The sequence below is a fragment of the Streptomyces sp. NPDC054765 genome, from assembly GCF_053612065.1.
This window is the reverse complement of the sequence record NZ_JBSHBP010000049.1, coordinates 1-15,101: the sequence shown is the minus strand read 5'-3', so window position 1 is coordinate 15,101 and position 15,101 is coordinate 1. Positions and strand designations below refer to the sequence as shown.

Here is a 15,101-nt window from a genome sequence, read left to right as displayed (position 1 = left end):
CCACGCGGCCGGTTCGTCCTCACCGGTGCTCCCGCAGCAGTGTGATCCGCCGTCTGTACTCGTCCTCGTCGATCTCCCCGCGGGCGAACCGCTCAGCGAGCAGCTCCTCGGCCCGCTTGCTGACGCTCCCCGCCTCACCGGAGGAGGGGGGCAGGCCACCCGGGTGGCCGTGACGGCCGCTCGGGAGGTAGCGGACCAGCGCCACGACACCGGCGATGATCAGCGCCCAGAACAGCACCATCACCACGGCCATGAAGAACCAGCCGCCCCAGCTCCAGCCGTACCACATCATGCCGATCACCTTCCCTCGGCCGGTACGCAGACGCCCGTTACACCTCCACGTTACGTCGGCTACGCCTGGGCCGAGGAGGGAAACCCGGCCCACCCCACAGGGCCGAACGGGCCACGATGCGGATCACGTGGCGGCCTGGGAACGCGTGACGGCCCGAACCGTGAGCCGGTTCGGGCCCTCATGTGGGCTCACCACGCATCGGCGTGGCCGTACGTGCCGGGAAGCGCCGGCTGGGGGAGACCGGCCGACGACGGGTCGGCCTCCGACCGCGACTCGGACCGCAGTAGTGCGTGGCTGCACGGCTTCGGTCGCCTGCGTGTCCGCCCCGGCGGCTGAGCCAGGTGTGTCAGCCGTTGTCACCCCGGTCGCCCGTGGGGGCCTTGGAGAAGCTGTCGTGCCAGGCGGCCTTCGCCCCGGATTCGCCGATCCGGTACACGTTCACGACGGCGCCCGCGGCCACCCCTACGGCCAGCACCGATGCGACGATGCGGATGACCAGCGCGGACCGGGACGAGGCGGACCGGGTCCGCTCCCCGGGGGTGGCCTCCGCCGGGGCCGGCCTGCGGGTCGTCCACCAGACCACCGTCGCCAGCACGAACAGGCCCACAGCCCAGGGGAGCAGCCCGTCACCGAGTTCGGTGTGCCTGCGTACCAGGGCGTTGCTGTCGACGTGCTTCTCCAGCCACTCCCCGGCCCCCGTGGCCACGGGCACGCTCGCCAGCGCCACCAGGGCCAGCAGCGGCAGCACAATCCCCATGCGTCGGGCGGCACTCGGCCACATCGCGCCGGCCACGACCGCCAGTGCGCTCAGGGGAACGAGCACGATGACGAAGTGCACGATCAGGACGTGTGCGGGCAGACCGTTGATAACGGTGAGGTTCATCGGGGTGTTCCTCCAGGAAGGGACTGTGAGGAGTCGGCTCGCGCACGGTCTCCCCGTGCCGGCCAGCAGGGCGCGTCAGTCTGGCACGGGAAGCTCTCAGCTTCCTCTGAACCCGCGTGCCTCCGGCAAGCAGCGAATTCGAGTCCGGTGTCCTTCGCCCCTCACTCCCGGACACGGTGCCGAAGAGCCGCGGCGTTCGTGGGGTCCTGGGTGTTGTCCGTCCCGGTTGGCTTCCTGTTCGCTTCAGGCGGCGCAGGCGGCGCAGGCGGATGGGCGAGAGGCTCTTTGTGCGGTGTTTCCCTCATCGGGGTGGTTTGGGCCTGATTGCCAGGTCGCTGCCAGTAATCTTCCGATTACCTCTCCAGTTATCACGCAGTGTGCAGAGCGGCACACTGTGCGCCGACACGCGCAGAGGGGCACCATGGCTGACGGGACGGTTCTGTTCGCGGTACGGGGGTTCGCACAAGGCGCAGTTGCAGGAACCGAGCAACTGCGCAGGATCCACAAGGAGTTGGAGCGCTGCGGCTTCGAGGTGCGCTGGGCTTCCACGGGCGCCGACGCTCAGGCGGTGCTGCGTACCGAGGCGGGCCTGGCCGCTGCCGTGGTGGACTGGGATCTTCCGGGGGACGGCAAGACCAGTGGTGAGCCGGGCGGTGCCGACGTGCTGCGCCGGCTCGGCCGGCGCTTCCAGAACCTCCCGGTCTTCCTGGTCACGGCCGGCGAAGACCTGGAGCATCTGCCGCTGTGGGTGGCCGAGTGTGTGGTCGGGTACATCTGGCCGCTGGAGGACACCGCGCCCTTCGTTGCCGGACGGATCGCCGGTGCCGCCCGCGCCTACCAGCAGAACCTGCTACCGCCGTTCTTCAAGGCGCTGCGCCGCTTCGACCACGCGCACGAGTACTCCTGGCACACCCCTGCCCACTCCGGCGGTGTCGCCTTCCTCAAATCCCCGGTCGGCCGGGCCTTCCACGACTACTTCGGCGAGCGGCTGCTGCGCAGCGACCTGTCGATCTCGGTCGAGGAGCTCGGTTCCTTGTTCGAGCACACCGGCCCGGTCGGCGCAGCGGAGCGTAACGCCGCCCGCGTTTTCGGTGCCGACCGCACCTACTTCGTCCTGCACGGCGACTCGACCTGCGACCGGATGGTCGGTCACTTCAGCGTCACCCGGGACGAGATCGCGCTGGTGGACCGCAACTGCCACAAGTCGGTGCTGCACGGGCTGGTCCTCTCCGGAGCCCGGCCGGTCTATCTGGTCCCCAGCCGCAACGGCTACGGACTGGCAGGTCCCCTGCCGCCCGCCGAGATCCAGGAGCAGTCGGTCGCTTCCCGGATCGCGCGCAACCCGCTGGCCCGGGGTGCCGTCTCAGCCGAAGCCCAGTACGCGGTTCTCACCAACTCCACCTACGACGGCCTGTGTTACGACGCCCTCCAGGTCGCCCAGGCCCTCGCACCCAGCACACCCCGGCTCCACTTCGACGAAGCCTGGTTCGCCTACGCCCGCTTCCATCCCCTCTACGCCGGGCGCTACGGCATGGCGGTGGGCCCCGACACCTTCCCCGGCCCCGATCGCCCCACCGTCTTCTCCACCCAGTCCACCCACAAGCTTCTGGCCGCGCTGTCGCAGAGCGCCATGGTGCACGTCAAGCCCGCGCCACGGGCGCCGGTGCAGCACGAGCGGTTCAACGAGGCGTTCATGATGCACGGCACCACCTCGCCGCTCTATCCGATGATCGCCTCCCTGGACGTGGCCACCGCGATGATGGACGGGCCGCAGGGCCAGTGGCTCATCGACGAGGCGGTGACCGAGGCGATTCGCTTCCGCCAGACGGTCGTACGCGTCGGCCGGCGCATCGCGGCCGCCGGTGACCGGCCCGGCTGGTTCTTCGGCGTCTGGCAGCCCGACACCGTGCGCGACCCGGCCACCGGGGACCGGCTGCTCTTCGCCGACGCGCCGGCCGAACTGCTGCGCACCGAACCGTCCTGCTGGCAGCTGGAGCCCGACGCCGACTGGCACGGTTTCACCGGCCTGGCCGAGGGATACTGCCTGCTCGACCCCGTCAAGGTCACCCTCACCTGCCCCGGCATCGACGCCACCGGGCGGATGGCCGACCGGGGCATCCCCGCCCGCGTCCTGACCGCCTATCTGGCCACCAGGAACATCGTGGTGGAGAAGACCGACAGCTACTCCACGCTCATCCTGTTCTCCATGGGGATCACCAAGGGCAAGTGGGGAACCCTGATGGACGCCTTGACGGACTTCAAGGCGCTCTACGACCAGGACACACCACTGGAGCGCCTGCTGCCCGAGCTGGTCGCCGCCCACCCGCAGCGCTACACCGGCCGTACCCTGCGCGGACTGTGCCAGGAGATGCACGACCACCTGCGCGAGGCCCGTCTGGTCGAGCTGCTCGACACCGCTTTCCAGGACCTGCCCGAGCCCGTCACCCCTCCTCAGCACTGCTACCAGCGCCTCATCCGCGGCGGCACCGAGCGCGTACGACTGGCCGACGCGGCAGGGCGGGTGGCCGCCGCCATGGTCACCGTCACCCCGCCCGGCATCCCCGTGCTGATGCCCGGCGAACACACCGGCACCTCCGACGGTCCGCTGCTGTGCTACCTGACCGCCCTGGAATCCTTCGACCGGCGCTTCCCCGGCTTCCGCAGCGAGACTCATGGTGTCACCCTCGATCCGGACACCGGCGACTATCTCATCGAATGCGTACGCCGAATCCCCGCCCAGCCGGCCGACCCGACAGCCGGAGAGCATCAGGAGACGCCGGCGTCGGACCCGGCCGACTCCCGACTGTCCGCAGGCTGACCCCAAGGGGGCATGTCCGAACCGCCCACCTGGGTAAACGAGGACCCGGCCAGATCTTGGTCAGGGTCCTCGTCCGGTCTCAGTTGTCGCCGGACAGCCCGTGGACCGATCAGGCCGAACGCTCACCACCTGCCCTGAACCCGGTCGCCCGCATCGGTCCTTCGGCGGTGCAGGGGCCGGTGGATGCCGGGGCAATGGCGCGACCGATGAGGTGTGGGGAAATGGTTGGCGCTGGTGTGCGGGGCTGGTCTACCGTTGGCGCGTTCCGGATGGTGGCCTGCGGCTGCCGTCCTCGGCTGTTGAGCAATCGGGAGGTGAGTACTGATGACTGTCGCCGTGATGGGCGCTGCCCGCATCCAGAAGATCATCAATTTCGCCTCCGTGGTCTCCGGCTGACTCGACTTCTCTTCCTTCTCGCGCGTGGCGCGCAGCCGGGGCCGCTCTTCCCTGAAGGGCCATCCCGTTGTTCGACTTCCCTCTCTCTGCTGCACACCCGTTGACCGCCTACGGCTGGGACGACGGATTCGCGGAGAATTTCACCCCCTATGCCGGGCAGGGGATTGTGCCCGGCCGTATCGTCCGCGTGGATCGCGGGCGGGTGGATGCCATCGTGGCGGACGGCGTGGGCGTCCGGGCCGTTCTGGCGGACACCGCACTCGTAGCGACCAGCGACCCGATGAGGGTGCCGTGTACGGGCGACTGGGCCGTGATCGACCTGGAGAACGGGTTGACCGGCGACCATCTCGACGGTGTCGTCAGGGCGTTGCTGCCGCGGCGTACGGCGTTTTTGCGGTCCGCTTCGTCCAAGCGTTCCGAGGGGCAGATCCTCGCGGCGAACGTCGATCATGCGGTGATCGCGGTGTCGCTGGCCGACGCGCTGGACCTTGGACGCATCGAGCGGTTCGTCTCGCTGGCCTGGGAGAGCGGGGCGCAGCCGCTGGTGGTGCTGACCAAGGCGGATCTGGCGGGGGAGCCGGACGGGCCGGCGTATCTCGTCGCGGATGCCGGGTCCGCCGCTCCGGGTGTGCAGGTGCTGGCGGTCAGCTCGGCGACCGGGGACGGGATCGATGTGCTCTCCGCGGTGCTCGCCGGGGGGACGTCCGTACTGCTGGGGCAGTCCGGTGCGGGCAAGTCCACGCTGGCCAATGCCCTGCTCGGCGAGGAGGTGCAGCTGGTGCAGGCCGTCCGCGACCGGGACGGCAAGGGCCGGCACACCACGACCACCCGGGATCTGCGGGCGCTGCCCTGCGGCGGAGTGCTGATCGATACGCCGGGGCTGCGCGGCGTCGGAATGTGGGATGCGGGGACGGGCCTGGCCCGGACCTTCTCCGATGTCGAGTCGCTGGCCGAGGAGTGCCGCTTCCACGACTGCGCGCACGGGGCGGAGCCCGGCTGTGCGGTGCAAGAGGCGGTCGAGGACGGGGAGTTGCCTGTACGACGGCTGGAGAGCTACCGCAAGCTGCTGCGCGAGAACCAGCGCATCGTGGCGAAGACGGACGCCCGGCTGCGCGCCGAGATCCGCCGCGACTGGAAGCAGAAGCAGGCGCTGGGGCGCCACATGATGGAGCGGAAGCGGGGGCCGCAGAGGTGAGGTGAGGGGCAGCGGGTCAGGGGCAGCGGGTAAGGGGGCAGCGGGTAAGGGGCAGTCCGGTCGCCCCTCACCCGCTCGCTCCCTCCGCCTCCTGGTGGTCCGCCATGCGGTTCAGCGAGCACGGGGTGGTCGACCGGGAGGGTCGGCGCGACGGCTGGGTACCGCGCGCGTCAGGTGCGGCGACGCGGCAGCTGGGTCGTGCGCGCCGGCCTACCGCCCCCGGCGGGGGCGCGCCGGGGCGCCGCCGAGTGGGCGCTGACCGCACTGCCCGGGGCCGTGCAGGGAGGGGCCAGGAGCGGGACGGGTACGGGTACGGGTACGGGACGGGACGGTGGCGCCGGCCGCCGGGTGGCGGCCCCGGGGTGCGTATGCCTTGCGCCATCCGGGCAACGCCGGTCTGCTGCGGAGGGGGAGCTGCCGGGGACACCTCAGCCCGCCGCGACGGCGCCGGCCCAGGCGCCGACGACCAGCAGGCAGGCGATCAGCTCGATGAGCACGCTCAGGCCGATGGCGCGCATGACCGTACGGGTCGAGGCCAGAGCGTCGCCGTGGCTGCCGAGCCGGATCCGCTCCAGCAGATAGAGGCCGCCGACGGAACCCAGCGGACCCCCGACCACCGGGATCAGGAAGAACCCCACGATGCCGGCCACCCCCGCCAGGAACAGCGTCCGGTAGGGCGCCCCCGCGGCCCGCAGATTGCGGACCGGCAGCAGCCACTTCAGTGCCTGGTTGAGGAGCAGCACGGCGGTGGCGCCCATGAGCACGATCCAGGCGAGCGAGGACTTCTCGGACAGCGTCCACCACGCCACGCCCGCCCAGACGATCAGCGGACCGGGGATACCCGGCACCAGCACCCCCAGCAGCCCGAGCAGCATGACCAGGCCCACCGCGACCAGCTGCCACACGCTCATGCGCCGGCCTCGCTTCGCCCGGCCGGCTCGCCGCCGCGAGGCAGGCCCCCGTTCCTGGCCCGCCCGCTGCACTCCCTCACGCGCCGGCCTCACGCCCGGCGGGCATACGCCCCGTGACGGCTCGTACGCGGCACACTCTCATGGGCCCAGCGTGCCGGACCTGACCCGGAAGCGCTTGCCGGCCGGCCGGGCAGGGGGTGCCCGGCAGCTGTCCCGCCGTCAGCCCGGCCCCTCTCGCGTCACCCGGCGAACAGGTCCCGCCGAGCGGCCGAACTGACCGGTTCCCACCGTAATTCGTCCCCGCCGTGCCCCGGCCCATGCCCGTGAGGTGCCGGGACCGCTGTACTCTGCCGGGCGGTCACCCGTGGGGGGCCGGCCGCCCGGCGGACGCTCTTTCGCGCCCTGTTTCGGCCGTGGCCGTCCAGGGACAATACGGCGCATGAATCAGCAGGGAGCCGCGCGCCGCCACGAGGACGACTGGTGGCGGGAGTTGTACGGCGATGGCGACAGCGACGGCGACGGCAGCGGTGGTGAGGGCGCGGGAGAGGGCGCCCCGGCGCGCGGCGCGGTGTGCGATGCCGGGCCGTCCGACGCCCCGGACACCCTCGATGACCGGGTCGCGTCGGCGCTGCGGGCGCTGGGAGCACCACGGTGGGCCGATCCGGCTCCGGAGGCGCCCCCGGATTCCGGTGCGGCCGGGCCCGCACCGTGGAAACCGCCGGGCCGGCCTGCATCACTCCCGCCCGAGCCGTCCTCACCGATCCCCCTCCGGTCCACCGGGCCGGGCACGCGCACGGCATCCGCCGGCCGCCCGGCTGTCGACCGCTCCTCCGCGGACCGCCTCTCCGCCGGCCGCTCGCCCGCCGACGACTCGCCTGTCGGCCGCCCGTCCGCTGCCGGCTCGTCTGCCGACCGGTCCTCCGCGGGCCGCCTGTCTGCCGGCCGCCCCTCCGCGGACCGCCCGTCTGCCGCCCGCCCGTCTGCCGACCCCCTGCCCGCCGGCCGTCTTTCCACAGAGCGGCGAGCCGTACCGGCCCCACGCGCCTCCTGGGACACACCACGGCCCGCCACCACCGATCTCCCCGGTGACCGGGCGCCCTCCCACGGCTCCGAGCCGGGCGAACTGCCCGCCGCCGACCCGGCCGCGCTCGACGATCTGGTGCCCGACACCACGCTGGACGGCGCCCGGTACGGTGCGCTGACCCTGCGGGCCGCCGCACAGCGCGGTGAGGCCGCGCGCCGCCGCGGTGACGTACGGCGTGATGCGCTGCTCACCGCCCGCTTCGGGGCCGGCCGGCACGCGCTGATCCTGATCGCCGTCGCCACGGGCCGGCCGGGCGACGGGAGTGCCCAGCGCGCCGCCAGGGAGGCCTGTACCTGGATCGGCCGCGCGGTCGGCCGCAGTTACACCCGACTGGCGGAGGACATCCGGACGGACCGTCGCGGCGCCTTGAAATCCGGTCTGCAGCGGCTCACCGACCGCGGCCACGGCAAGCTGCGCGGCCGGGCGACGGAGCACGGCACCGCACCGGAGTGGTACCCGGCCGCGCTGCGCTGTCTGCTGCTGCCCGCCGACCCGGACTGCCGTACGCGGGTGTTCTTCGGCACCGGCGCGGGCGGCCTCTTCCTGCTGCGTGACGGCGCCTGGCAGGACCTGGAGCCCGCCGCGGGGGACCGCGTCCCCCGGACGGCCGGTGCCACCGGCGGCCCGCCGCGGCCCGTCCCCGGCCTGCCGCACGGCCCGTACGAGACCGAGACCGAGGGCGAGGGCGAGACCGAGGGCGCGGCGCGGCCCGAGCCCTTCCTCTTCCGGACGGTCTTCGCCCGTCCGGCGGACACCCTGCTGCTGTGCAGTGCGGGTCTCGCCGAGCCGCTGCGGGAGGAGCCCGCGTTCGCCGGCCGGCTGGCCGACCGGTGGTCCGCCGCCGAGCCGCCGGGCCTGGTGGACTTCCTCGCCGCCGCGGAACAGCGGGTCGCGGGCCACCCGAAGGACCGTACGGCCGTCGGGGTGTGGGAGACGTAGCGCCGGGCACACGAGGACCCCGAGCACGGACCGGACGAGAACCCGGAGCACGGACCGGACAGGAACCCGGAGCGCGAACCGGAAGGGAACCCCGAGCACGGACCGGACAGGAACCCGGAGCACGGACCGGAAGGGAACCCCAGCGCGGACCGGAAGGGGACGCACAGAGGAGGCGCGCCGGGGCACCGCATGGGTTGATGGGAAGGCCGCCCCCACCGCGCCGGCGGGCAGCCACCCACCCGTCGAAGGAGCGACAGCGACATGGCGAAGCAGACCGTGGCCGAGCAGTTCGTGGACATCCTCGTGCGGGCAGGGGTGCAGCGGCTCTACGGCGTCGTCGGCGACAGTCTCAACCCGGTGGTGGACGCCATCCGCCGGAACTCCGCGATCGACTGGATCCAGGTCCGGCACGAGGAGGTCGCCGCCTTCGCCGCCGGGGCGGAGGCCCAGCTCACCGGCACGCTCGCGGCCTGCGCCGGCTCCTGCGGCCCCGGCAACCTGCACCTGATCAACGGCCTGTACGACGCCCACCGCTCCATGGCCCCGGTCCTCGCCCTGGCCTCCCACATCCCCTCCAGCGAGATCGGCACCAGCTTCTTCCAGGAGACCCACCCCGACCGGCTGTTCGCCGAGTGCAGTCACTACAGCGAACTCATCTCCAGCACCAAGCAGATGCCGCGGGTGCTGCAGACCGCGATCCAGCACGCCATCGGGCAGAGCGGGGTCTCGGTCGTCTCCCTCCCCGGCGACATCGCCGCCGAACAGGCCCCCGAGCGCGCGATCGAACACGCCCTGGTCACCTCCCGCCCGTCCGTCCGCCCCGGAGACGAGGAGCTGGGCAAACTGGCCCGGATGATCAACCAGGCCGGCAAGGTCACGCTGTTCTGCGGCAGCGGTACGGCGGGTGCGCACGCCGAGGTGATGGAGTTCGCCGAGCGGGTGAAGTCGCCGGTCGGCCATGCGCTGCGGGGCAAGGAATGGATTCAGTACGACAATCCGTACGACGTCGGCATGAGCGGACTGCTCGGCTACGGCGCGGCCTACGAGGCCACCCATGAGTGTGATCTGCTGATCCTGCTCGGCACGGACTTTCCGTACAACGCGTTCCTGCCCGATGACGTCAAGATCGTGCAGGTCGATGTCCGGCCCGAACACCTGGGCCGCCGCAGCAAGCTCGACCTGGCCGTCTGGGGCGATGTCCGCGAGACGCTGCGTGGTCTGATCCCCAAGGTGAATCCGAAGACGGACCGCACATTCCTGGACCGGATGCTGAAGAAGCACGCCGATGCGCTGGAGGGCGTGGTCAAGGCCTACACCCGCAAGGTCGAGAAGCACATCCCGATCCACCCCGAATTCGTCGCCTCCGTCCTGGATGAGGAGGCCGCCGACGACGCGATTTTCACGGTCGACACCGGCATGTGCAACGTCTGGGCGGCCCGCTATCTGACCCCCAACGGCCGCCGCCGGGTGATCGGTTCGTTCAGTCACGGCTCGATGGCCAATGCGCTGCCGCAGGCGATCGGCGCCCAGTTCATCGACCGCGGACGCCAGGTCATCTCCATGTCGGGCGACGGCGGGTTCTCCATGCTGATGGGCGACTTCCTCACCCTGGTGCAGTACGACCTGCCGGTGAAGGTGGTGCTGTTCAACAACTCCTCGCTGGGCATGGTCGAGCTGGAGATGCTGGTCTCCGGCCTGCCGTCGTACGGCACCACCTACAAGAACCCGGACTTTGCGGCCATCGCCCGTGCCGCAGGGGCGTACGGGATCCGGGTGGAGAAGCCCAAGCAGCTGCACAGCGCCCTGCGCGACGCCTTCACGCACAAGGGCCCGGCGCTGGTCGACATCGTCACCGATCCCAACGCCCTGTCGATCCCGCCGAAGATCAGCGCGGAGATGGTGTCCGGCTTCGCGCTGTCGGCCGGCAAGATCGTGCTGGACGGCGGGGTCGGCCGGATGCTGCAAATGGCCCGCTCCAATCTGCGCAACGTTCCCCGGATGTAGACCGGACGGCGGGCGGATGCTGAGGGCGGAGCCGCAGTGTCAGGATCCGGAACGGACGCAGCTCCACCGTCACATCCGACGTCGGCCCTATGGAATGGCTGCCCCGCTTCCCGCGGTTCGCCAGGTAACGGTTGCGGAAGTGCTGGCCAAGATCGAAAAGTTCAAGCGCACGCACCCGCATCCGCACCTGACCACCACCGGTCGCGACCGTCGCAACATCAAGCCCCCGCCCCCAGTTCGCCAGGGACGAAGCGAGCCCCCGTCGGGATTCCGGCGGGGGCTTTTGCGTTTCAGCCCACGAGTACGCTGACGCCAAGGGTAGGTGAAGCCATGTCTCCACAGATCTCCGACAATGTTCGCAGCCTTCGCCGTCGCGTCCCTGCAACGGCGGCTGCCAAGGCCATCGAGGACCGGTCGCTGATGCGCGACGCCCGCGGAGTACTGCGGGACTCCGGTCAACGGCCGCTGGCAGGGCCTATGTTGCGACGCCCCGGCCGTCCCAGCCCCAGCAGTGGGAACGGGCACCGTCTGGATGTCGTTCGGACGCGCGCCTTGTCAACGAGGTGGTGGCACCGGGCGCGCTCCTCACGGAGGGCCCAACCGAACCCTGGCGGCCCCCATCTCGTCCATTCCGAAGGTCCGAGACGAAGAGGGGAGCGCGAAGCGGTCACCCGGAGATGAGATCGACAAAACCCGGGTGACCGCCTATAAGTTCCCGCCCTGGTCTCCCCGGCTGACTCGGTCGGCCAGGGCGGGCCTTCCAGATCCGACTGGAGAACGGTGCAATGTCCGTGTCTGAAACGAGCGATGAAGAACTGTTCGACTTGATCGGCGCAATCGGTGCCGGAGCGAATGCCGCCCGGGACGAAAGTCTGAGTGCCGACGAGCGGTCGCTCGCTCGAGATCTGACGAATGGTCTGACGGACCGTCTGAGCGACGAGAAGAACTGACAACAGAACGGAGGAAGCCGAGAAGCGCACGTGCGGCAACCCCAAATGTCCCCACTGTGGGGGACTCCCGCGCCGGTGGCCGACGTAACACCAGACTCCCGTACTCTCCCTCCTGGCACGTTCCGGCAGGCGCAGGCGCAGGCGGGAGTTCAAGCACAGCAAACAGGCCCCCACGGACTCTCCATCTGGCTACGGTGAGTCTATGACCGGTAACGATGGCGATCACGTCAATCGGATTCTTCATGCAGCTACCAAGGGACGTGACGGGAAAGCCGTCTTGTGTGGTCGCTGTGACACGCCCCTGATCTTCACCGGACGGGAGCGCACCACCAGTGCGCAGACGCCCATGGTGGTAATCACCGGACACTGCCCGAACCCCGACTGTCTCAGCGTGAGGGACCTGCCTCATTCACACCAAGAGGAGTGATCATGGCGTGTCCTAAGTGCTACAGCACCAACGTCACCAGCGGCGGCATGTCCGGTCAGTGGATCTGCATGGACTGCAACCATCATTTCCAGCGGGGGTACACCCCGCACGGCGGAACCCTTGCCCCTGCAGTGCCGGAGCCCGCGCCGAAGATGTAGCGCTGACACCCCGCAGGATCGCCCCTGTTCGTGTCCTCCCCATTACCTTCTTGGTGGCCCCGCAATGGGGTCGCCAGTTGAGTCACATGGGCAAAGGCGCGGGACGCCTTGCGCACGGTCTCGCGCAGCGGCCACAGCCAGGCGGAGTCGATATGCGCATGTCCGGCGGCCGAGACGCGGTGCGCGCCGGCGGCGGCCGGGCGGCTCAGCACGTCCGCCGGCGCGGCGCGGCCCGCGGCCGCCGTGCCGCCGACATCCCGTTCGTGGACCACGGCGGCCCCCAGGGCTCGCCGACGGCGAAGGGCTCGTACGGGGCCCGCTACGCCTCGCCCACCGCAGGGGAGGACCCGAAGAGCCCGGCGCATGCCGGACCGCGAGCCGCAGCGGCACCCGTGCCGCGTACTGCGCGGACCTGATGAACTGCCCGAGTGCCCGCTCCAGGCGCCCCTCCACCAGCAGTCGGTCATCGTGCACTGCGACCCCTCATGCCCGTACTCCCCGACGCCTCCACGACGCGGGCGGGGTGCCCTGGCGGTTGCCGGGACGTGACCCGCCGCAGCCGGGGCCCGGCCGGGGTTCCACGACAGGCTCGGGTCAGGCATACCCACCGGGGCCCGGCCCGGCCCACCCGCCGCGCGGGACACGGGCCGGTGACCGCAGACCGGTGGGCGGAAGCATGGCGGCAGACCGGATGGGCATGCTGACCGTGAGGCTGTTCGAGGCAGAGCGCCGATGTTTGTTGGGGGCGGGGGAGAAAATGCGTCAGCCTGTGCGGCGCCAAGAACGGGTCAGAAGGCAGGAAACGGCTGAGGGGAGCCGGAACGGGGGGATCACCGCGCGAGCGCCGGGCGTGCTGGAGCGGAAGGTGCGGCATGCGGATCTCAAAGCGGTCGGCGAGGTGCGCAGGGAGCTGCGCCAGCTGCTGAACCGCTGGGCGGCACCGGGGGGCGGTGAGCTCGCGGAGGTCGCGACGCTGCTCACCAGCGAGCTGGTCACCAACGCCCTGGTGCATGCCGGGGGCGGCGCCGTCGTCACGGCCAGGGTCAGCGACCGGCTGCGGGTGGAGGTACGGGACTTTGTACCCGGCCGCCCCGAGCCCCGCACACCGACCACCGACGGAACCTCCGGCAGGGGGCTGATGCTGGTGCGCTCCTTAGCCGACGCGTGGGGGATCCGTCCCGAAAGCCTCGGCAAGAGCGTGTGGTTCGAGCTGGGCGGCGGACCGGCCTGACCCATGGGCAGGGGCGTCGGCCGGCGCGGTCCGCCACCGGTCAGCCGAACTGCCGTTCAATCTCGGCGAGTTTCTCCTCCAGGGAGTCCAGACGGGGAATCGTCTGGGTGTCGTCCTCGGCGGTGAGATCCACGGTCCGCGGGGCTCCGGCAGCACCATCGAGGCCTTCGGCCTCAGCTCCGGATACGGCCTTGAGGGCAGGACGGGGGGAGCGCGACGGCAGCTCACCGGTGAGCGGCGATTCGGCATCGCCGGCTATGGCGGGGTCGGGGCCGGCCACCTCCGCGGGGGCCGCCGCCTGCGTCACCGCCAGCTGCCGGCCGCCGCCACGGCCGGAACCCCAGCCGCGGTGCTGCCGGTTGATGGCCTTGATGCGCGCCCGGTCGAGCTTGCCCTGCTCGCGCCTGCGCAACCGGTTCTGCTCCTTCTCGCGCCGGTCCTCGCGGACCTCCTCGACCGCCTCGTCCAGCGTCCGTACGCCTTCCAGCAGCATCAGCGACCAGGCCGCGAACGTCTCGCGGGGAGCGCGCAGCCAGCGCACGATCCGGATCTGCGGCAGCGGACGGGGCACCAGGCCCTGCTCGCGCAGCGCCGCCCGGCGGGTCTGCTTGAGCGCCCGGTCGAAGAGGACCGCCGCCGACAGCGACATCCCGGCGAAGAACTGCGGGGCACCCGCGTGGTCCAGGCCGCGCGGCGCATGCACCCAGTTGAACCACGCGGCCGCGCCCGCGAACGTCCACACCAGCATCCGGGAGCCGAGCGCCGCATCACCGTGGCTGGCCTCCCGCACGGCGAGCACCGAGCAGAACATCGCCGCGCCGTCGAGCCCGAACGGCACCAGATACTCCCAGCCCCCGGAGAGGTTGAGGTTCTGTACGCCGAAGCCGACCAAACCGTGGAAGGACAGCGCGGCCGCGACCGCCGCACAGCAGAACAGCAGCAGATAGGAGGCCGAGGCGAAGACCGTCTCCTTGCGGCGGCGGCGCTCCTCGCTGCGTTCCCAGGAGTCGTCGCCCGTGGACCGGGCGGCGGCCGCGCGCCTGCCGCGTACCACCACTGCCGCGACCACCGGCACGCCGACGAGCAGCAGCGCTCCGGGGACCAGCCAGTCCAGCGGTATGTCGGTCATTCTCATTCTGGGATCCCTTTGCCTCGGGTACGCGATTTCCGCGACATCCTGGCGGACGCCGTCGCCGTAACCGAGGCATTCGGAATAAGACAACGCCAAGAGGTGCAACGAAGTCACCTCGATATCGAACTAGCTTTCAATGGACAGCAGTTGAGTTCGAGCGTGATCGCCTCTGGTGTGTGGCGTGGGGGATCGGGTCGCGAGGCCGAGCGTCGATTCGTGGCTGCGAAACCTGCCACGGGGTGGTCTGGCCGAGAGTGACCATGCGTCCAATGTGTGACCACCTCTAGGCCCAATACCGGTGCTTTAGTACTTAATTCGTGGGGTTGGGGATGTTTTGGTGGGTTCGACGAGGGTGACGGCGGGGGTGGCCGGGCGAGGTGGGTTGTTGTGTTCGGTGCGTTTGAGTGCCCAGTTGGACATTTTGCGTTTGATCACTCTCGGGTTGGACCGTAACCGCCGTGGTTCCAGGAGGCGTTCGGTGATTTCACGCAGGGTCTGCTTCAGTGCCCGGGTGAGCCGGGAGGGGGGAAAATCCCGCCTGGCTGGTGGTCTGCCGGCGGACGACGCGCAAGGTGCGGGTGAAGGGCATCCGGTCCGGATCCTCCCTCTCCTGCCGGGCGGCCTGGTGCATGAGGTCGCGCAGGGCGTGGTGCACCAGGAGGAACCCGAAGATCTCCTGCT

11 protein-coding genes and 2 pseudogenes are annotated in these 15,101 nt (G+C 70.8%); 7 read left to right on the top strand and 6 right to left on the bottom strand.

Translation table 11 applies throughout. The features are described 5' to 3' along the window. Nucleotides 1-19 precede the first annotated feature (19 nt). A complete protein-coding gene (locus tag ACWGJY_RS26785; protein WP_453263399.1) occupies nt 20-292 on the bottom strand; it encodes an SHOCT domain-containing protein in 273 nt (90 codons plus the stop codon). A 346-nt stretch (nt 293-638) separates the two neighbouring features. Beyond that, entirely contained in the window at nt 639-1,175 is a 537-nt protein-coding gene (locus ACWGJY_RS26780; RefSeq protein WP_453263398.1) for a DUF2231 domain-containing protein, read from the bottom strand. Between the two features lie 421 nt (nt 1,176-1,596). Here ACWGJY_RS26780 and ACWGJY_RS26775 point away from each other — a divergent pair, with 421 nt between their 5' ends. Together ACWGJY_RS26775 and rsgA are read left to right on the top strand one after the other, a co-directional pair. Continuing rightward, nucleotides 1,597-3,993 (top strand): Orn/Lys/Arg family decarboxylase, encoded by a 2,397-nt coding sequence (locus ACWGJY_RS26775; protein ID WP_453263397.1) that lies wholly within the window; start codon nt 1,597-1,599, stop codon nt 3,991-3,993. Between the two features lie 463 nt (nt 3,994-4,456). After that, nucleotides 4,457-5,584: a ribosome small subunit-dependent GTPase A gene (rsgA, locus tag ACWGJY_RS26770; RefSeq protein WP_453263396.1), complete on the top strand. Its 1,128-nt coding sequence runs from the start codon at nt 4,457-4,459 to the stop codon at nt 5,582-5,584. Between the two features lie 428 nt (nt 5,585-6,012). Here rsgA and ACWGJY_RS26765 read toward each other — a convergent pair whose 3' ends face one another. Next, entirely contained in the window at nt 6,013-6,495 is a 483-nt protein-coding gene (locus ACWGJY_RS26765; protein ID WP_453263395.1) for a DUF456 domain-containing protein, read from the bottom strand. Nucleotides 6,496-6,934: 439 nt separating this feature from the next. Here ACWGJY_RS26765 and ACWGJY_RS26760 point away from each other — a divergent pair, with 439 nt between their 5' ends. The 4 genes from ACWGJY_RS26760 (at nt 6,935) to ACWGJY_RS26745 (ending at nt 12,057) form a co-directional block, all read left to right on the top strand. Continuing rightward, nucleotides 6,935-8,518, top strand: coding sequence for a protein phosphatase 2C domain-containing protein (locus ACWGJY_RS26760; RefSeq protein ID WP_453263394.1), 1,584 nt, complete (start codon nt 6,935-6,937; stop codon nt 8,516-8,518). Nucleotides 8,519-8,779: 261 nt separating this feature from the next. Continuing rightward, complete coding sequence (locus ACWGJY_RS26755) at nt 8,780-10,522, top strand: pyruvate dehydrogenase (protein WP_453263393.1); 1,743 nt, start codon at nt 8,780-8,782, stop codon at nt 10,520-10,522. Between the two features lie 791 nt (nt 10,523-11,313). Then, a complete protein-coding gene (locus ACWGJY_RS26750; RefSeq protein ID WP_453263392.1) occupies nt 11,314-11,472 on the top strand; it encodes a hypothetical protein in 159 nt (52 codons plus the stop codon). Nucleotides 11,473-11,901: 429 nt separating this feature from the next. After that, nucleotides 11,902-12,057, top strand: coding sequence for a hypothetical protein (locus ACWGJY_RS26745; RefSeq protein ID WP_453263430.1), 156 nt, complete (start codon nt 11,902-11,904; stop codon nt 12,055-12,057). 71 nt (nt 12,058-12,128) lie between these two features. Here ACWGJY_RS26745 and ACWGJY_RS26740 read toward each other — a convergent pair. Further along, nucleotides 12,129-12,314 (bottom strand): annotated as a pseudogene (locus ACWGJY_RS26740) (glycoside hydrolase family 38 N-terminal domain-containing protein); the annotation flags it as partial. A 500-nt stretch (nt 12,315-12,814) separates the two neighbouring features. Between ACWGJY_RS26740 and ACWGJY_RS26735 the strand changes: the two are divergent. Then, nucleotides 12,815-13,288, top strand: a complete 474-nt coding sequence (locus tag ACWGJY_RS26735; RefSeq protein ID WP_453263391.1) for an ATP-binding protein — start codon at nt 12,815-12,817, stop codon at nt 13,286-13,288. A gap of 40 nt (nt 13,289-13,328) precedes the next feature. Here the strand turns inward: ACWGJY_RS26735 and ACWGJY_RS26730 are convergent, their stop codons facing one another. After that, complete coding sequence (locus ACWGJY_RS26730) at nt 13,329-14,423, bottom strand: DUF2637 domain-containing protein (RefSeq protein ID WP_453263390.1); 1,095 nt, start codon at nt 14,421-14,423, stop codon at nt 13,329-13,331. 481 nt (nt 14,424-14,904) lie between these two features. Further along, a pseudogene (locus ACWGJY_RS26725) lies at nt 14,905-15,101 on the bottom strand (IS4 family transposase); the annotation flags it as partial.